We start from the raw sequence: 17615 nt of genomic DNA on the forward strand, positions 1-17615 counted from the left end.
CCCTCTCTAGCCATCGGAGACGGGACTGTAGAAGTAGCGGCGACCGCCATCCTAAGTTGTATTGAAACAACAACCGGAAATTCTGTATCCAATGCTCTATGCCCACCCGCATCTTCTGCTCCCCAAGCGCTCTTATCAGTCACCAGCTGGCTCAATTGACATTGCCATTGAGGGTGCTGTAGGCGGCAAAGCCACTGTTGGCGTCGCGTTGGGTGGGCACTTCGATACTGGTACTCAAGCTGGTCAAAATAAAATTGCAGCTGCTCTAGTTTGCGATACCGCTTATGAAAAGACTGGTTCAACCTGCGAAGTTGCCATTCTAAAAGCCAAGCTTCTACGAAATACTGGTGGTTCTGGCACATGCGTGATCACCTTAGAGGACAAAGTTAAGTGTTTTGGAACAGGGTATTTTGGTAGCGGAACATCTTCAGCATTTTCAGTTCCCACTGAAGTAACTGTCTTCCAAGGTGCAAAAGATATCGCACTAGGTGCTCACATGTGCGCAATTATGTCTGATAATAGCGTTAAATGTGGCGGTCGAAATAATTATGGTCAATTGGGTTTAGGAGACACCACAGATCGTGCAACTCCAGTGACCGTATCAGGTTTTCAAGGTGCAAAATCTATTTACACTGGCCCGTTTACAACATGTGCAATTTTCAATGACAACTCCGTTAAGTGTACGGGAGCGAATGGTCTCGGGACTCTCGGTTTGGGTGACTACAATGACAGAAGCTCTGCCGTAACAGTTCCTGGCTTTGCTGGAGCAACACAAATTGTATTCGGAACGAGCAACACCTGTGCATTACTCTCAAACCAAAAGGTTGTTTGCACTGGCTATCTTGGCTATGGATCACTTAGTCTTTCCAATTCTCCTTACCGAAACACGCCCGTCGAGATCCAAGACTTTGCCGGAGCCCTAGAGATCACAGCGGGTGCGTTGCATACTTGTGCAAGAATCGCCGATGGCTCAGTAAAATGTATCGGCCAAAACTATAGCTACCAACTTGGCGATGGTTCAAATACTGATCGACCGTCTGCCGTAACAATTCCAGAACTTCAAAACGCGGTTTCGATATCCGCAGGCACTTACTCAACTTGCGCAGTTCTGCCTGGGGGATCTGCAAAATGTGCAGGCTGGAATACAAGCGGAGAACTAGGCACAGGTAATGTCTCCAACCAGCCAAGTCCAGTAGCCGCCTACTCTTCCAACACAGTCTCGTCAATATCTGTCAGCATCAGTCACTCCTGCGCAATTGTAGCGAACAGCAAAGTTAAGTGCTCGGGTGACAATGGATATTACCAACTCGGCAACATTGACCAAGTTGACCATACCACCCCAGTTTTTGTGGTTAAAGGGAACTAGATGGGTAATTTCATAGTGTTCATAGTGTTAGCGATAGGTGTTCTTATCTACAATATGCAACTCAGTTCCATGGGAGGAAAAGAAGGGGCTCTAGCATACGACCTAATCCGGCAAGAGTTAAAAGACCCAAGCTCCGCTTCTTGGGACTCAATCAAAGTGCTGTCAAAGGAGAATGGCAGAAGCTTAGTGGTTGCGGATATCACTGCGAAAAATAGCTTCAACGCAAATGTAAAATCTCGCTTTTGTGTTTGCGTCGCCTTGGCCGATAAGGTCGGAAAAGTACTATCAACCGATGGTGGTTGCCAACCAATAGAAATGTTTAAGAATGAATGTGCCTCCCTTACGATTCATAAACAATAAAGTTTGCCTTCTAATAGGGGCACTATTTTGCTTGGGATGCTCACCAGCTTCTCCCAGGGTATACTCTCTTAGTGAGCTTGGATCACTCAAAGAAGTTTTCTCTTACTCAACAGATACCTTTGATCCGAACTTTATTTCGACCGACGCTTCCATTGGGATAAAAACATTCATCAAGCAGTTTCAGGTTACCAAGCTAAACAATGGAGCTGCATTTGTCTCAGCCACAGTTGTTTCAGATTCCGGTGTATTACCGATAACTGAATACATGATCTCTTCGGAAAAGATCAGCAACATAGGTTATTTCGACTCTTCCGCTTCAAAGGTTTATTATGAAATTGATCTTACGAGCGAACTTCCTAGCCTAACCATAGAAGCTGATTTTGATGGAGATAGGACAAACAATACGCCAGCAACTGTTACTGCCTTGCGAAAATCTCCCCTAAAATAGCTCAAGCTTTGTGAAAACTGAAACCACAAATGGTTTCCAAAACCTTCATCATGTTACCAAAATCGTAGCTGGCTACTGAAGATCGTCCGTCCTTGATATCCAAAAGAATTTTATCAAAGCTAGCCTGGATATCTGCCTTTCTGGATACTTCCCCCTGATACTTTTTCTGTCCTTCGATGAACCCCTTCCAAATAACTGGATGGAACATGCCCAATTGATGCCTCAATGCCTCGACCGGAAAATATAGCTCAATGCTTCCGGCAAGACCATTCACGTCCATATCAACTGACCCTTGTGGGCCAACTGTCGGGTAGTTTTTCAAAAGATCAATATCTGGAAGTGACACGATTCTGATGTTTTTGCGTAGTTTTAACTCCTTAAGATACTTCATTGAGTCTTTAGCCGCTGTGTCGTTATCAAAGACGGCTACGATATCATTACTAATTCCCGCTGCGGATAGCGCTTTGATTGTGTGAATCAGAGACGAAGCACTGCCCTGAAGTTTATTCTCTTCAAAGTCCAAGAAAGAATAACAACTTGCTAAATGTGGCTTAAGAATTTGCAAAGATGCTTCAATGTATCGTCTATCAGTCACGCCCTCCGTAAGGATGACGGTTTTCGATTGAGGTGAATTGCTCGACAGATCTTCTTCTGCATCAACATATCCTCCATGTACGAGTTCGCTATATTCCATGGTCACAAACGTTCCCAGCTTGTCTGGAAATGTTGATAAAATTGCAAGAAATGCGTTGTTATCTAAACTTGAAAGCCCGTAATCATTAAAGTCACTGTGTTCAAGGAACAAAAAATCAATCTCATTTTCAACATAAAAGATGTATGTAAAAGGCTCGGGATTTGAGGTTTTCTCCCCTGCCATATATCTCTGAATGAGCTTTCCCCACGCATCAAAATCAATGACCTTTATAAGTTCCAAACTCTTTTCAATCTTTGCAACATCCGTGTATCTGTCTTGATCAGCAAGGCGCGATTCAAAATCTGCAATCACTTCCGCTTTATATCTTTCAAATGATTCACGTCCGGCATCTAACGTAGCGCCGCATGCTTGGAGCCTCTCAATAGCCGTAAAGATAGGTACTGTATATTTATAGACAACAGACTCCCCGTCTTCTGTGTTTTCTGTCGAGATGACCTTATCTTGGGGAGTAAAAAAATCTGTGGTGATTGGATAAGACTTACTGCTTAAAACCTCTTCGTTTCCAAAATACAGACCGCACCAGCTTCCCACCATCAACCTCCGACTAGACCTTCTAAAAAAAGATCCATGGGGACTTAGATATCATGAAAACAAAAATAATTTAAAAAAAGACAGAAAAGTTCATCAGAGCAGAATTTTTTTGGAACGAAGTTGGTAAAGGCTTTGAAAAGGAGGACTACAACATGAACAAGTCCACAGAATCGAACAAGCCATTCAAACTAATCGGTATTAAAGAACAACGTGACAGCCAAGCAGAGGGTCGCCCGGCAAAGAGTTTCCAGGAGTACCCAGGATTAACTCCAGCGAATGAGGAGCTAGAGACGGCTTCGGATAATGTGTCTCAAGATGAGAACAAAGAGGAAATTCAAGAGGTTACAGAGATCAATATCAATGAATTTCATGAATCTCGTCGCCCATTACTTCACCTTTCTGTTGATATTGACACGGATGGCCATTATAATAAAGAAGACACTTCAAATGTTACTCAAGTAGCTGAAAAGACTAAGAAGTCTAAGAAGGGTTTCAAAGTGAAACAGACAGACCGTTTCAAGACCCCATGGTTTGAAAATTTGTATGCCTCAATTAAAGACAGTAAAGTTGGTCACACCAGCCTATTAAGCGAGAAGGAACTGGAAAAGCGCTTATTGGAGCCCTTGCCTGAAGGCTTCACAATGCTAGAAGTTCTAGAAGCAATTCGCTACAGACAGCGTGAATATCGTAAAGACATCATGCCGCAAGTATCAAACTGGGAAGAGTTAACTGGTTTAACGCTTGAAGATTATAGACCAGCACTTGGTAAGCTTTTAACGCCACAATCCTTGAAGCAAACATTAAGCGCATTAACTCGCCACTACATTGAATTCCTGAAAGATACTTACTCCAGCGACGTAAAGTCTGGAGTCCATAGACTAAAAGATCCATGGTCAATCAAAGTTCTACACCTTAAATCGGAAGTCATTGGCCAGTTCAACGAATGGCTGGAACATCTAGAAACAGGTTACCATCTCTCGGATGCTTCAAAAATACGTGGCGTTGCAAGACTGATCTTTGAACGTACAAGCAACCCCATTCGCACACGTGCGACAAGATATTCATCGTTTAATCCAGAAATCGAAGATCTTCTGAGATTGTATCAAACGACTGGTACAAGCAACGAAGACTCCAAAAGCGTTGCATCTGCCGCCCGCAAGGCAATTAAGCTTGCTGGAATTCAAACTGCAGACGAACTTAAATCTACCAAAGGTTTAGAGAAAATCGCGTTTCTCAATTACAGTGGAGAGGTTTCTGATGGCGACAAATCACGCAGCAAAAAGTTCTTTTGGTGGCTGGGACAGGAATTTAAATTCAAAGTGCCACCCTACTTCGAGTCCAACAAAATCGAGACCATTCATCAGTTAACAGATGATCAAAATGCTTGGTTTCAACTCAACATTGCCCAAGTCTTGGATAAAAGCATCTCCAAGCGTAAGGACTACAAACAACAGTTGGACCTATATCGTTTGATTATGGCCCAGCTGAGCACAAGAGATGTCCATAAATTTACTGACGTCCTGCCGTCAGACTTCATTGCGGCAGCCGCACTCGCGTCCAAACACCAACGTAACCTAGGCATTTTGCGCGGACTAAAAGGAATATCACAAGCTTTAGTAACCTATTCATCTCAAAAGAATAAGTGGAAATACTGTTCTGCGGAAACGTTCGATCAATTTGAGAATCGCTGTTTGGATTCAATCGAAGGCTGCGGTGACCGCAATCTGGAACAACTCGATCTTAATCGCTACAAACCCGTATTTAATTCACTAGATGGATCATGGAGCGCTTTCTTCCCTCTGATTATGCAGGACTTCAGAGCAGCTGCTTTGGCTGACGAAAAATGCAGAGAAGGAAAAAGATCAGTTAAAAAATCACTGGCAACTCCTGAACACTACAAACTCATCTATGAAAACTTATTAACCGTTGGTCATGGCAAACCCTGCGGCAATCGCAAAACAGGTGCGGTGCAAGATTTATATGGGACGTATAGAACTGGTGGATTACTGGATAAAAATCCGAACACCCTTTCCCAAGATGAAAAAAGAAGCTTAGAAAAGTATACGGCTTATGCGCTCCAAGCATTTGGGGGTTAAGATTTCGCTCTGAAAGTGATTCTTTGATTTACTATGATTATGCTCCGCTTTTAAATGAAGACACCGAATCTTGTATTTTCCCAAAAACCTATAAAGACAAATACTTAGGTGAAATCACATGTCTTGCACTCTTTCAACAAGGCGAGAATAGAAAGGTAGACTTAAGCTATTTGGTTCCTTTGAGTACGCTTTGCGACGAGTTTTTACTGATGCATCTCGCAGCACAAAACATTAAGCATGGTCAAAAAATCTTTACTTTAAATGTTTCAACACTCGCCGATGACATCAAAAGAACCTCGTGCAAATGGTTTAAAGCTAACATGAGCTTTGAAAAACTGCTGGAAGGAGAGACAAATAAGGCTTTTACAACTCACCGTTTTAGAAACATCTTAGTACGTTCGATCGCTACATACTACGATGGAAGCGACTCAATTGAGATCCAAGCGCTAGTGTTGGGCCATACTCCAGATAGAACCGAAGGGTCTTCATCGACGGATATTTACACTGAATATCTAGACAATTGTGAAAAACACTTTGCAACTCTGAGACGCATTAAAGATCAAAACTACAATACGGATTCTGATCTAAGAAACCTACGCCTTGAAGAAAGCATTGCAAAATTAAAAGCTGAGAATGAGCAATTGCACTTTAAAACTCATTTAGGAATCGACGAGATTCTGGATAAAGTGGCGGCGCAAGAGAAGCAAAAGCAACTTGCCCTTGAATGGATTTCCCAAAATCTAAGTGAGGCACTTCAGGCCACAGCGAAGCAAATCGAAAGCTCTGTGAAAAAGTAAGCGTTGTGCTTGGGCGCCATCCGTACTGGCGCCCCTATCAAGAACCTTCGATGAAGGTCCAATTCTTTTAGGTTTGAGTGATTTTTGACTCCAAAATAAATACTATTTGTTTATTTACAAGGGAGTTCAGCTTGGCGAGAAACGTATTCTACAGCTTTCATTATTTAGTAGATGCATTCCGTGTATCACAAGTCAGAAATATGGGTGTCATTGAAGGAAATCAGTCCATTCGTGATAACGACTGGGAAACAGTAAAAAAGGGCGGCGATGCCGCTATTCAAAAATGGATAGACGACCAACTTCAAGGCAGATCCTGTGCAGTAGTCCTTATCGGCAAAGATACTTACGGTCGAAAGTGGATCAATTACGAAATTCAGAAAGCGTGGGCATCCGGAAAAGGTGTTGTGGGAATTCATATCCACAATTTAAAAGATTCTGGTGGAAATCAAACTACAAAAGGGGTCAATCCTTTCTCATATTTCAACATCAATGGAACTCCTTTCAACAATATCGTTAAAGCCTACGATCCCCCACACTGGGACAGTAAAGAAGTCTACGCTCACATCAAGGCGAACATTGAACATTGGATTGAAGAAGCAATTGCCATCAGAGGGAAGTACTAGTCTATGATTAGCAGCCCACAAGAAGTTGAACGTTTTGTAGAAGATTTCGTACTAGCCCTGAGAGAAGATAATGCTGCGCTGTTTGCTGGCGCGGGGCTCTCTATCCCGTCAGGATTTGTAAACTGGAAGGAACTCCTTAGGGACATTGCAAAAGACGTGAACTTGGACGTCAATAAAGAATCTGATTTGGTAGCAGTAGCGCAGTACCACATTAACAGTACTGGCAATCGTAATAAAATTAATCATCAGTTACTAAATACTTTCTCGCAGAAAGCAAAGCCTTCAAAAAGCCACGAGATCATCGCATCCCTCCCCTTCAAAACGGTTTGGACAACGAACTACGACACCTTAATTGAAGATGCCTTTACTCATGCAGGAAAAGTTGCGGACGTAAAACACAATCACAGCCAATTACCACTTACTAGGGCTGGTCGATCTGTCGTTGTCTACAAAATGCATGGAGATGCATCCGCGCCAAGCCAAGCAGTCTTAACGAGAGATGACTACGAATCGTTCTCAGAGAATCGAAGCCTGTTTACGACTGCACTTCAAGGGGACTTGGTTAATAAAACTTTCCTCTTTCTTGGATTTAGCTTCTCTGATCCAAACATCAATTACATTCTTAGTAGAGTCAGAATATTACTCGGCAACCAAAATCAACGGCAACACTACTGTCTCATGAGGAAAGTTCAGAGGAAAGACTACGTCAAAATCGGTGACTTTCGATACGACGAGAATAAACAAAAACTACAAGTTGATGATCTGAAAAGATATGGAATCAAAACACTGCTTCTTAGTGATTTCGGTGCCGTCACTGCAATTCTAAAAAAGATACAGAGCAAGTTTAAGCGTCATAGAGTTTTTATTTCAGGCAGTGCATTTACTGGAGCTTATTCTCCACATTGGTCTTCAGACCTCAAGTCCCAGAAGTTCATTCACGGTCTTGCCTATGAATTAGTAAAAAAGGGCTATGATGTGGCTTCAGGTTTTGGCGATGGCGTGGGCAGCGCTGTAATCAATGGTGCCTTGCAGTTTTCGGATGAGACCGGCCAAGAACTAGGCGACAAACTTGTATTGAAGCCATTTCCTCAGTTTGCCACTACCCCCCGAGAACTAACATCCATGTGGCAAGAGTACCGAAAGAGTATGCTGAAAAATGTAGGTGTAGCCGTCTTTGTCTTCGGCAGCAAACTTCACGAAAATGGCGGCATTGTAAATGCTCCTGGAGTAAGGAAAGAATTTGAAATTGCCAGACAACTTGGAATTAAGCTGATTCCTGTGGGCGTCACTGGATGGATGTCCGAACAGCTTTGGAATGAAGTTGAAACAAATTTTAAATTATTTTACGGAGACAATACAAAAATCCGGGCCCAGTTCAAAAAGCTGGGAAATACAGATTCCACGCCCAACCAAGTTACTAAAGCAATTTTAAATATTATTGATTTGATCACACAGGAATAATTCTATGGCTCTATACAAAAAATCAGAACTTAAAGCAAAAGCATTGAACAAATCTCTTACTAAAAGCATGGCAGAGGACAGATTTGTAAGAGGACTTATTACCTTAAATGAAAGTTCCAACTTTGACGTTTTTCTCTCGCACCGTTATTTAGATGCAGATGAAATTGCAATACTTGCTGACGAGCTTCGCGGAGAAGGTCTGAGCGTCTATATCGACTGGCAGGTTGACAAAGGTTTGGATAGAGGAAAAGTCACTATTAAAACTGCTGAAATCCTTAGGAAGCGCATGAAACAAAGTAAGAGCTTGATCTTCATTACGTCACAAAACTCTTCGGATTCAAAGTGGATGCCTTGGGAACTAGGATTTATGGATGCACGCACTTCACGCGTTGCAATTCTTCCGGTTGTGGACGACAACTCTACATCATATCAAGGTCAGGAATATCTTGGACTGTATCCATATATATCAAAGACCGGCACCACTATCTTGGTAAATGATCCACAAACAGGTGCACAGAAAACAATCCGCCATTGGTTGATGCCTTAGTCGTCCGGAAAATGAACTCATTCAATAATCTATTCGTCTTCGATTCCGTCTGATTTGTTGCAAAGGAACAACAATAGAGGTGAAGTGTGAACGAACTATCCGAAATAATAAAAACTCTCCGACTTGCGGCAATTCAGAATGATATGTGGGTCGAGTACTTTCGACTCGTTGCCATTCAAAACTTTATAGAGTCAATCGAAGGGCAAAGCTCCGCCCCCTCGAAGACAAAATCTTTAAGTAAACTTCATTAGAATATTTCCGAGGGTACCTCTCGGAAATATTTGTTCAATTTTGCTCTACTATTGCTTTTAGGAAGCCGATAACAGACACTGTATTTATTCAGAATTCAGTAGTCTGTTACCTGCTCACCTAAAGAATTGCATCACCGTATCTAATATTACTGGATGCCTTTCCAAGAACTCGTAAAGAGCAAATACAACCGTCATCAGTGTCGCCAGATCAACTCTGACGACGGTATTTGGTTGTTGCGGTTGCGGGAAGCTCACAACCGTTATTGTTGTTTCTCGCAGCTGCTTCCTGGGCTGCGCTTGTTTCACGGCTTTTTTCGCTGCCATGTTGTCCTCCGGGACGTTTTTGAAAGCAGACTATCTACCTTCAAGATTCATATTCAAACGAAGTATTATATCCCCTATTTCTGGTTATCTTGGTGGCGAAGGGGCGTATTTCTCATAAATAGTTTGAGACCCTCCCCCTACTCCTTACCGGATAAAGAAAGGCTTTCCTCAACTGGATATGCTATGGCCGAAGGAAAATACCGTAAAAAGTATGAATTACTCTTTCATATTGAACTAATTCGATCTGAAGCTTGAATACATCTTCTAGATTAGTTATTGAGTATTCATTGGTCCCCCCCCCAATCGGAAACCATGGAGTTGATGTTTGAATCAGGAAACACTTCAAATACACCATGAGGCAGCCATAAATAAGATAAGGGCACAGCTCTTTAAAGGTGCCTCTGCGTCGTCATTAAAGATCCTAGTGGAGAGTGAGGTGGTAATACCACCTACCCTTCCCCAGAATCGCCAACGAAATGCTTTACTGGGTGGTTTAAGATATGAATTGGAAAAACACCCAGGATGCCATATCGAAATAAAGCATGAGGGTGGTGATCTATTTACAATCTATAGCACCAGAACTGTACTTAGCAGAGTTCACACTGGTTTCGTGAGAACGGTAAAGTTCAGCGAGATTCAAGCCGTTGCAAAATCATTCATTCTGGCGACCAGTTAGGCACCTGACGATATGACATGTTCATACACATGTGATGCAGGACTATCCAAAACAGTTTCTATGGCCCTACTCCCATAGCGTTCGGGCTCCATCCAAACTCCCAAATTTTGCTCCTGCAAAGCGATAATTAGACGATCATGCCCAGCTTCCCGTACCTCGGACGTTGGCTCATGAGTGAGCGCAGCAAAGGAGTAAAACCCATCAGACGGACCAGACTCCCAATAGTCATAAAGGCATGCAATTAGTAAGTCCGAACGATCTTTGGGACTAAACTGAAGAACCATATTTGTGTCCTTCTCTCCATCCTTTAACGAACGGCGTTCGTAGTCCGCCTTGGATACATTCTCATAGAAGCTCTCAACGACGAAGAATCCATGTTTATGAAGATAGAGGTCCTTCCAAAATGCATTGCCAAGGTTGTCTCTTCTGGCGTTGTAAAGACCATTATACTTTACATCAATTGATTCGGGCTTATCGGAAGGTCGACAATGGTATCGAGCTAACTTGATGATGTTTTGGTCGTTCTCACGGACGATGATTGGAGCAAATGTCATTGGAAAAACTCTTGAATCCGTGGGAATCAACTCAGTTCGCTGAATTCCTTTAATCCGTTGCGAGTAGTACTCGATCTTATCCGTCGAAATGCGCTTTTCATTTAAGGCTTTCTTGGTTTCTTTCACCGACAGACTCAGTTCTGCCGCGTGCATACGCTTACCCTGAAAGCGTAAATGCTCTTCAAGATCTTTGAGCTTCAACTTTCTGTACGCTTGAATTAGTTTTGAAATCTCTTTGTCTTCGTTGTTTTCAGGATGATCAAATTCAGCCTCAAGTGCTTTGCAAATCTTAATACGCTCATCAGTTAAACGACGATAAAACATCTCTTGAAATAGTTCATAGTCGATTCGTGCGTCGTATTTGATACCAAGTTTTCTAATTTGTTGCTTTACCATGGCGCTATAACACATAGACAAATTACAGCATAAATTTAGATTCCTACCAAAGGCTAAATTGAAACGTTCACCAACGCAAAATCTAGAACCAATTTGTAATAACCCTATAAATAATTTACTGTTTTACAATGAAAGACCAAACATTCATCCTAGATGTTAATGCCCTACTAAAGTTCCCCCAAGTTCTTGCAACCTCTAGTCTCCATCAAAAAATAATTATCCTCCCGGGTGTGCGAAAAGAACTCGAGGAGTATATTCAACTGAATAAACCTTCTTTCGGAAAAACCTTAATTTCAATGATTGAAAATAAGGTTGTGGGTACATCAATCCGAATTCTAGAAAGTTTAGATCCATTGCTCCTTAATACACCTTCGGACATCCCGACGGGCAAAGAGGCTCTAGATCGACAACTGATTCTGTATACAGACGCTCTTCAGAAAGCAAATCCCGACAGTGAGGTATATCTTGTCACTGATGATGCGAGAATCTCCACCGCGTTTCGTCTTGCGGGAAGAGAAAAGCTAACATTACCGGTACGAGAATTTCAAGAAAAGATAGACTCCATTCATCAGGATTCAGGCGTAAAGGGTGATATTGAAAATGCAAAGAAAGAATCAAGCAAGCGACTAGCGTTTGACGTCATCAATGCATTGCTTGCAGTCTTCGCAGCGATAGTTTCTGTCACTGGTTGGGATAAGATCCAAACATTTTTAACTTCTATTCCAATAGATGGGTTGATCTATAGTGGAATTTTAACACTTCCCTTTATTTTATATTTTTGTCGATTCAAATGGAGATGGAAGTACGGATTAGCAGAGCTGGTGTTTGGTTTATTATTAACGGGAACATCAATCCACATTGCAACACTAGATAAATTTGAAACAATCGCTAAAATCGCATCCGGTCTATTTCTTTGTGTTCGAGGCCTAGATAGTTTTCACGTGGGAATTAGCGATTCAGAATGGGCTGTTAGATTTCCCATCCTGAAAATCAAAAAGTGATGCTATTCAGGATAAGCCGGATAAGGATCATTGGTCTGAGACCGGAATCACCTTTTGTCCCTAGCTTTTTAGCAAGATCTCCACACGTTGATCAGGGTAAACCACCACTCTCTCTAGCAGTGCAGAGACGATCGCCTTTCTATGGTCAAAACTTATACTTTCACCAATAAATCCTCTCACGCTGTCCAAAGGGTTGATGCGATTCTGATTACTGCTGATTTTTTTGGTTTGAATTCTAATACAATCTTGGACTTGCTTAGCGACCTTATCCAGCTTCGACTTCTCGTCATCAATACGATTTTTTTGCATCGTCCAATCTTCCTCAGTGAGAATCCCTCTTCCTAACAACGAAACAAGATTATTTCTCTCAGTATTAAGCTTCTTCTGATCTGCCAGTAAAACTTCTAGATCCGCCTGCAGCCGATCTAACTCTCTTCTTAGAAATTCCGTGGACTTTTTCTTCTGATGAACAAGATCTATTACGTCATTCTTCAGGTAATGCTCAACTCTTTCCCATACGATCTTATCAATGGAATCACTTACATGGTATTTACGATGATCACATGCCTCATGTAGACCATTTTTCTTGGTCTGACACGCGTAGTACTTTGCTACACTCTTTTCAATGGATTTGGTTGATTGCTTATAGAAGTCATTGTGTCTTGCTCTAACACCCATTTTTCTGCCGCAAGTTCCACAATAAACATTCCCCTGCAGTAGATACTCCTGAACGGCATGTCTCGGCGTCACACATGCTCTTCCAAGACGAGCTTGCTTTGCTAAGGCCCAGTCTTCCGGCGAGACAATCGCCGGAATCTTAACGGTGATTTTCTCCCGAGCTACTTCGGAATTTTGTTTCTTACCTACTTGCGCTACATGCTTGAGATGATACACGTGCTCTCCTGTATATCTATCATCACGGTAAATATTCGTTAGCCAGTTACGCGGCAATCTACCAAGTGGGTTCTTTTGTGCTGCCACTCTGAAATTGCTTCTTCTGAAGTAGCTTAGAAGATTTACTCCCGCCAACTCTAGTGCAGAAATCACCTCCTTATCGGACACCCCGAAAGCATTCTTTTCCACCAACAACTTCAAAGAAGCAGGCATGTCGCCTGTGGTGTTGCCTGAAGCTAATGCCACTGCCCAACGTACGGCTTGCGCCTCATAAGGCACTACACTCCATACATTCTGGATCTTATCAAATTCATACCCCCAGAAGGCTCTGCCATTAGGCGGACGTCCATTGTTTTGAACTTTAAATTTCTTCCCGATGTGCAGCTTTCTGAGTGTCTGCTTTTTATCCTCCGCACCAATTGCAGACATGAACTGCAAAACCAAACCACTATTCACATGACCAGTCGGAGTATAGATCTGAACTTCGTGCTCCTCGATCAAATCCATGATTTGACCGCGAACACTGTGCGAACGAGCTCTAAATATACGATCTATATTATCTACGTAGATGCCGTTGATTTCTCTATCTCTACAAAGCTGTAAGAGCTGGTAAAATGCGGTACCCTCACGGATTTCCTCAAGGTTGTACGCTTCATCAATAAAGTATTGATCACTTAAAGCTTCGCCAGCTGACCTCGCGTAGAGGGTTGTACTCCCACCGTCTAAGAGCCCTAGTCTCTTCAACTCAATTGCTGCTTGCTCTATTTGGCGATGGATATTCCCACCGGTTCTTTGCTCGTCAGACGACACTCTGCAGTAAACTGCCAGAGAAAGTTTTGCTGTCATTAGCAACCTCCTCTTGGGCCTTTACCAAGATCGCATGCAGAATTTTTTCGACTCTTGCTAATTCCAGCTCTGAAATAGCTTTTTCTGACTTTTTTAAGATGATTTTGTAGGGCTTGGGCTTTGGACCGCGCTTGTTTGCAGGCATTAGGTACTCCTTTTGGAATGAAATCCAAAAGGTCTTTACCAATATGAACCATAAAACTGCGGGATTTGAACGATAAAAAACGACGATACAGATCACCCCGAGGGGGTAAAATTTGTCGCACTTGTCTAAAAGTTTTCCAGGGAACCGACATCCGGGAGAGACCTCTCCGGAGTTTAAATTGTGTCGATTAGTTTTAGATTTGGTGCCCCGCGAGGGACTTGAACCCCCACGCTTGCGCACTAGATCCTAAGTCTAGCGTGTCTGCCAATTTCACCAGCGGGGCAACACCGTTTTAGCGGAAACAAAGATTTAGCGAATTGTGCCCACTAAATCAATAGAAATTATTTGTCTGCGATCAATTTTTTGTAATCTGGAGCGCGCATCAAGTTAGCAAGCTCCTTTTCAGTATCCATTTCGATACGAACCAACCAGCCTTCGTTCACTGGATCGTCGTTCAAAACTGATGGATCGTCGCCCAAAGACGCGTTTACTTCGATTACCGTGCCAGAAACTGGCGCGTAAAGGTCAGAAACCGCTTTTACGGACTCAACCACCCCAAAGATTTGACCTTGAGTGATCTTTTGACCTTCTTCTGGAAGTTCAACGTAAACGATCTCGCCCAAAGAATCCTGTGCGAACTCTGTGATGCCGACAGTCACGATGTTCTCGTCAACTTGAGCCCATTCGTGTTCTTTTGTGTAGTAATAGTCTTCAGGAATATGAAATGCCATGATGGGCTCCTTATTTCGAAATAAATGGTGTTTTAACAACAACCGCTTTCACTTTACGGCCGCGGATATCCAGAAGGAACTCGGTCCCTTCTTTGGCATAAGCTACATCAATAAATGCGATGCCAATTGGTTCATCCAGGCTTGGTGAGTGAGTACCACTAGTTACCTTGCCGATTTCTTTATTGTCAAAAGAAAACAGGCTGTATCCCTGACGGGGAATGCCCTTCTCAAGCATCTTAAATCCCACAAGATTTTGCTTCAATCCGGCCTCTTTGACCCCAACGATTTGCGCCTTGTTCATAAAGTCTTTTTTAGCTGGTTTAATCACCCAACCAAGACCCGCTTCATAAGGATTCGTCGTGTCATCAATCTCATGACCATAAAGGGAATACTTCATCTCGGTGCGCAGAGTATCGCGAGCGCCCAACCCGATCGGAGCCACTCCCAAGTCTTTCCCTTGCGCCAAAAGCTCGTTCCAAAGCGCCGGCGTTCCCGCAGCGTCCACGAACACTTCGCAGCCCTTCTCCCCTGTGTAACCAGTGGTAGCGACCATAATATTGTGGTTTTGGAATTTGCCGGATTTCACAGTGAAAGGCTTCATTTCGCTGACTTTGAAACCAAAGACGCGGTCACAAAGTTCCAAAGCTTTCGGGCCTTGAATCGCGATCTGACCCCACTTATCGGATTCGTCCGTCATATCAGAACCCTTGTTGTGTTTCGTCATCCACGCAAAGTCTTTGTCTTTGTTAGAGGCATTCACACAAACCAGGTAGTCAGAGTTTTTGGAAAGGCAATAAACGATAATATCGTCGACCAGGCCGCCTTGATCATTAGGAAGAAGGGAATACTGAGCTTCGCCATCATTCAAACGAGCCACATCATTCGTCGTCAACCACTCCAAAGTTTCAAGGGCTTTAGGCCCTTTCACACGGACTTCGCCCATGTGAGAAACGTCAAACAAGCCCACGTTCTTGCGAACATTGTCGTGCTCTTCACGAAGACCTACATATTGAACAGGCATGTACCAGCCGGCAAAGTCGACCATGCGGGCACCCAAAGAAACGTGTGTATCAGCTAATGGAGTTTTTTTCATGGCCGTGAGTCTCCGATTTACCTAAGTAACAGTCAAGGAAGGCCACGATTGCAACGCCGCCGCAGCTTTAGTAAGAACTCTTGAATCATGTTTAAACTTTCCGATCGCATGCAAGCCGTCTATGACCATTTGATTCCAGGGGAACCCGTCTGGGACTTTTGCTGCGATCATGGCTATCTGGGACTCAGTGCGTATCGCAGCGGAAGATTTCCCGAAGTGCACTTTGTTGACCAAGTGCCACATATCGTCTCCGCCTTGAAAGAACGCTTCGAACAAAAGCACCAAAAGTACGAGCAGGATCAGCGGGCCTTCTTTTGGGCTCAAAGCGGAGAGTCCTTAACACACAAAGTCAGCGGCACCGTTGTTATCATCGGAGTGGGGACACATACCATCGCCGACATCATGCGCGGAATTCACGAGAAAAATTCATCATTTATCAAACGGTACATCATTAGCACACACAACTATGAAGAGAAATTGGATGCGTTTTTTGATGATTTTGAACCCTTCAAATCATCGTTCCAATTCACCAAATTCTGTAATGTTCCAGAAAATGGAAGAGTTCGTAAACTATTGATATTCGATAAAATTTAAAAAACCTAACGCACCCCGCATGGCTCTATTAAATTAGTGTAAGACTGTGAACAAAATATTGATTATTCGGTCCCCTGCAAATAGACACTTCGGTCATGCAAGAACAAATCAAAAACTCAGATTTCCGTCAATTCCTTGAAGAAGAGCTCGCTCGTCGCAGCCAAAACTATCCACGTTATTCTTTGCGTGCATTCGCAAGACACCTGGAAGTGGACTCATCTTTCCTTTCAAAAATCCTGAACGGCAAACGCACTGTAACTATGAGAACTATTCGTATGTTTGGTGAGCGTTTGAATTTGCCAGGTGAGCAGCTTCAACAATTCGCTGAAGTAAGCCGCGAAAAGAAAATGAAACGTAAACTTGAGCGCTTGCTTGAGAAAATGCCTAGCGAAGACCGCGAGCAATCAACAATCACTATCACTGTTGATGAAACGCGTTTGGATGAGGCTAAGGAAAAAATCAAATCATTCCGCAAGGACCTTGCGCAATGGTTGGATGCTGGCGTGACTCAACAGGGTAAGACTTATCAGATCTCTGTTTCCATGTTCCCGGTTTCCGGTTTTGGTCTTAACGACTAATCTTGCATAAGTAGTTTGAAATTAAAAAGCCGAGTGTAACAGCACTCGGCTTTTTTTATTTCTGCGAATCTTAAAAGCTATTCTTTCTTTTCCGTCGCAATCGGCTTGCAAACAATAGATCCAAAATTTGAAATCAATTTATAACCAGTCGGGCAATCCCCGTCGACAGGTTCAACGGTCGCAAGTTTTCTATTTTTGATTTTGTCGTAGGTATTGTAGGGTTCACAGCTGGAAAACTCTGTCGCCGAAGGATTGATCGTCCTCATGATCATCACACAGGCCATATACGTCTTTCGTTCATCGGAAGCACTGGCCAGATCATTACGGAAGGAATGACTGTCCTCCGCCACCATGGAACCGAAGCTGATCATAAAGTACATACAACTGGCCACTGCGCCCCAGAAAACCAGGTTCAGAAAGTACGCGCGGTAGACCTTCAATTGCGCAAGCTCTCGTTCTAAGTTGAATTTATAGCGAGACGGTTCCATACCGATTTATTATACCCACTTCAAATTTGAATAAAAAGCGGCCCCTTTGGGACCGCTTACCGTGTCTCTAAATGATATTTTCTTTATAGCCCTAATGCAA

Annotated in this window: 18 protein-coding genes and 1 tRNA gene; 10 read left to right on the forward strand and 9 right to left on the reverse strand. The window is 43.0% G+C overall.

What is annotated here, in order from left to right:
• Positions 1–61: 61 nt before the first annotated feature.
• Positions 62–1366 (forward strand): RCC1 domain-containing protein, encoded by a 1305-nt coding sequence (locus AAAA73_RS07275; RefSeq protein WP_340597539.1) that lies wholly within the window; start codon positions 62–64, stop codon positions 1364–1366.
• Positions 1367–1726, forward strand: a complete 360-nt coding sequence (locus tag AAAA73_RS07280) for a hypothetical protein (protein WP_340597540.1) — start codon at positions 1367–1369, stop codon at positions 1724–1726.
• Between the two features lie 449 nt (positions 1727–2175).
• On the opposite strand, the gene AAAA73_RS07285 is transcribed toward AAAA73_RS07280, so the two are convergent.
• Positions 2176–3423 (reverse strand): HEPN/Toprim-associated domain-containing protein, encoded by a 1248-nt coding sequence (locus AAAA73_RS07285; RefSeq protein WP_340597541.1) that lies wholly within the window; start codon positions 3421–3423, stop codon positions 2176–2178.
• A gap of 149 nt (positions 3424–3572) precedes the next feature.
• Between AAAA73_RS07285 and AAAA73_RS07290 the strand changes: the two genes are divergently transcribed.
• The 5 genes from AAAA73_RS07290 (at position 3573) to AAAA73_RS07310 (ending at position 8944) form a co-directional block, all read left to right on the forward strand.
• Positions 3573–5516, forward strand: a complete 1944-nt coding sequence (locus AAAA73_RS07290; RefSeq protein ID WP_340597542.1) for a hypothetical protein — start codon at positions 3573–3575, stop codon at positions 5514–5516.
• Positions 5517–5539: 23 nt separating this feature from the next.
• The gene (locus tag AAAA73_RS07295; protein ID WP_340597543.1) at positions 5540–6313 is read left to right on the forward strand and encodes a hypothetical protein; all 774 of its coding nucleotides are present in this window, start codon (positions 5540–5542) and stop codon (positions 6311–6313) included.
• A 131-nt stretch (positions 6314–6444) separates the two neighbouring features.
• On the forward strand, positions 6445–6936 hold the full coding sequence (locus tag AAAA73_RS07300; protein WP_340597544.1) for a TIR domain-containing protein: 492 nt from the start codon (positions 6445–6447) through the stop codon (positions 6934–6936).
• 3 nt (positions 6937–6939) lie between these two features.
• Positions 6940–8397: an SIR2 family protein gene (locus AAAA73_RS07305; protein WP_340597545.1), complete on the forward strand. Its 1458-nt coding sequence runs from the start codon at positions 6940–6942 to the stop codon at positions 8395–8397.
• A 4-nt stretch (positions 8398–8401) separates the two neighbouring features.
• Entirely contained in the window at positions 8402–8944 is a 543-nt protein-coding gene (locus AAAA73_RS07310) for a toll/interleukin-1 receptor domain-containing protein (protein ID WP_340597546.1), read from the forward strand.
• Positions 8945–9309: 365 nt separating this feature from the next.
• Here AAAA73_RS07310 and AAAA73_RS07315 read toward each other — a convergent pair whose 3' ends face one another.
• Together AAAA73_RS07315 and AAAA73_RS07320 are read right to left on the reverse strand one after the other, a co-directional pair.
• The gene (locus tag AAAA73_RS07315; RefSeq protein ID WP_340597547.1) at positions 9310–9519 is read right to left on the reverse strand and encodes a hypothetical protein; all 210 of its coding nucleotides are present in this window, start codon (positions 9517–9519) and stop codon (positions 9310–9312) included.
• Between the two features lie 672 nt (positions 9520–10191).
• Positions 10192–11145 carry an SOS response-associated peptidase family protein gene (locus tag AAAA73_RS07320; protein WP_340597548.1) on the reverse strand — a complete coding sequence of 318 codons (954 nt, stop codon included), beginning with the start codon at positions 11143–11145 and terminating at the stop codon, positions 10192–10194.
• A 128-nt stretch (positions 11146–11273) separates the two neighbouring features.
• Here AAAA73_RS07320 and AAAA73_RS07325 point away from each other — a divergent pair, with 128 nt between their 5' ends.
• The gene (locus tag AAAA73_RS07325) at positions 11274–12146 is read left to right on the forward strand and encodes a hypothetical protein (RefSeq protein WP_340597549.1); all 873 of its coding nucleotides are present in this window, start codon (positions 11274–11276) and stop codon (positions 12144–12146) included.
• 60 nt (positions 12147–12206) lie between these two features.
• Here the strand turns inward: AAAA73_RS07325 and AAAA73_RS07330 are convergent, their stop codons facing one another.
• From AAAA73_RS07330 to gcvT, 5 genes are all read right to left on the reverse strand, one after another.
• Positions 12207–13886, reverse strand: a complete 1680-nt coding sequence (locus AAAA73_RS07330) for a recombinase family protein (protein WP_340597550.1) — start codon at positions 13884–13886, stop codon at positions 12207–12209.
• On the reverse strand, positions 13840–14031 hold the full coding sequence (locus AAAA73_RS07335; protein WP_340597551.1) for a hypothetical protein: 192 nt from the start codon (positions 14029–14031) through the stop codon (positions 13840–13842). Before AAAA73_RS07335 ends, AAAA73_RS07330 begins: the two co-directional genes overlap by 47 nt.
• Before the next feature lie 200 nt (positions 14032–14231).
• Positions 14232–14314: transfer RNA gene (locus tag AAAA73_RS07340), tRNA-Leu, on the reverse strand.
• 58 nt (positions 14315–14372) lie between these two features.
• Entirely contained in the window at positions 14373–14762 is a 390-nt protein-coding gene (gene gcvH, locus AAAA73_RS07345; RefSeq protein ID WP_340597552.1) for a glycine cleavage system protein GcvH, read from the reverse strand.
• 10 nt (positions 14763–14772) lie between these two features.
• The gene (gene gcvT, locus AAAA73_RS07350; RefSeq protein WP_340597553.1) at positions 14773–15855 is read right to left on the reverse strand and encodes a glycine cleavage system aminomethyltransferase GcvT; all 1083 of its coding nucleotides are present in this window, start codon (positions 15853–15855) and stop codon (positions 14773–14775) included.
• Between the two features lie 87 nt (positions 15856–15942).
• Between gcvT and AAAA73_RS07355 the strand changes: the two genes are divergently transcribed.
• Together AAAA73_RS07355 and AAAA73_RS07360 are read left to right on the forward strand one after the other, a co-directional pair.
• Positions 15943–16449 (forward strand): SAM-dependent methyltransferase, encoded by a 507-nt coding sequence (locus tag AAAA73_RS07355; RefSeq protein WP_340597554.1) that lies wholly within the window; start codon positions 15943–15945, stop codon positions 16447–16449.
• A gap of 95 nt (positions 16450–16544) precedes the next feature.
• On the forward strand, positions 16545–17027 hold the full coding sequence (locus AAAA73_RS07360) for a DUF4423 domain-containing protein (protein WP_340597555.1): 483 nt from the start codon (positions 16545–16547) through the stop codon (positions 17025–17027).
• Positions 17028–17104: 77 nt separating this feature from the next.
• Here AAAA73_RS07360 and AAAA73_RS07365 read toward each other — a convergent pair whose 3' ends face one another.
• Entirely contained in the window at positions 17105–17515 is a 411-nt protein-coding gene (locus AAAA73_RS07365; RefSeq protein WP_340597556.1) for a hypothetical protein, read from the reverse strand.
• Positions 17516–17615 lie beyond the last annotated feature (100 nt).

Origin of the sequence: Bdellovibrio sp. GT3 (assembly GCF_037996765.1) — a bacterium.
Classification (GTDB): domain Bacteria; phylum Bdellovibrionota; class Bdellovibrionia; order Bdellovibrionales; family Bdellovibrionaceae; genus Bdellovibrio.

Coding starts and splice junctions, on each gene's coding strand:
- AAAA73_RS07280 (WP_340597540.1), top strand. CDS start 1,367: ATGGGTAATTTCATAGTGTTCATAGTGTTAGCGATAGGTGTTCTTATC.
- AAAA73_RS07325 (WP_340597549.1), top strand. CDS start 11,274: ATGAAAGACCAAACATTCATCCTAGATGTTAATGCCCTACTAAAGTTC.
- AAAA73_RS07365 (WP_340597556.1), bottom strand. CDS start 17,515: ATGGAACCGTCTCGCTATAAATTCAACTTAGAACGAGAGCTTGCGCAA.
- AAAA73_RS07335 (WP_340597551.1), bottom strand. CDS start 14,031: ATGCCTGCAAACAAGCGCGGTCCAAAGCCCAAGCCCTACAAAATCATC.
- AAAA73_RS07360 (WP_340597555.1), top strand. CDS start 16,545: ATGCAAGAACAAATCAAAAACTCAGATTTCCGTCAATTCCTTGAAGAA.
- AAAA73_RS07330 (WP_340597550.1), bottom strand. CDS start 13,886: ATGACAGCAAAACTTTCTCTGGCAGTTTACTGCAGAGTGTCGTCTGAC.
- gcvH (WP_340597552.1), bottom strand. CDS start 14,762: ATGGCATTTCATATTCCTGAAGACTATTACTACACAAAAGAACACGAA.
- AAAA73_RS07305 (WP_340597545.1), top strand. CDS start 6,940: ATGATTAGCAGCCCACAAGAAGTTGAACGTTTTGTAGAAGATTTCGTA.
- AAAA73_RS07315 (WP_340597547.1), bottom strand. CDS start 9,519: ATGGCAGCGAAAAAAGCCGTGAAACAAGCGCAGCCCAGGAAGCAGCTG.
- AAAA73_RS07355 (WP_340597554.1), top strand. CDS start 15,943: ATGTTTAAACTTTCCGATCGCATGCAAGCCGTCTATGACCATTTGATT.
- gcvT (WP_340597553.1), bottom strand. CDS start 15,855: ATGAAAAAAACTCCATTAGCTGATACACACGTTTCTTTGGGTGCCCGC.
- AAAA73_RS07320 (WP_340597548.1), bottom strand. CDS start 11,145: ATGGTAAAGCAACAAATTAGAAAACTTGGTATCAAATACGACGCACGA.
- AAAA73_RS07310 (WP_340597546.1), top strand. CDS start 8,402: ATGGCTCTATACAAAAAATCAGAACTTAAAGCAAAAGCATTGAACAAA.
- AAAA73_RS07285 (WP_340597541.1), bottom strand. CDS start 3,423: ATGGTGGGAAGCTGGTGCGGTCTGTATTTTGGAAACGAAGAGGTTTTA.
- AAAA73_RS07290 (WP_340597542.1), top strand. CDS start 3,573: ATGAACAAGTCCACAGAATCGAACAAGCCATTCAAACTAATCGGTATT.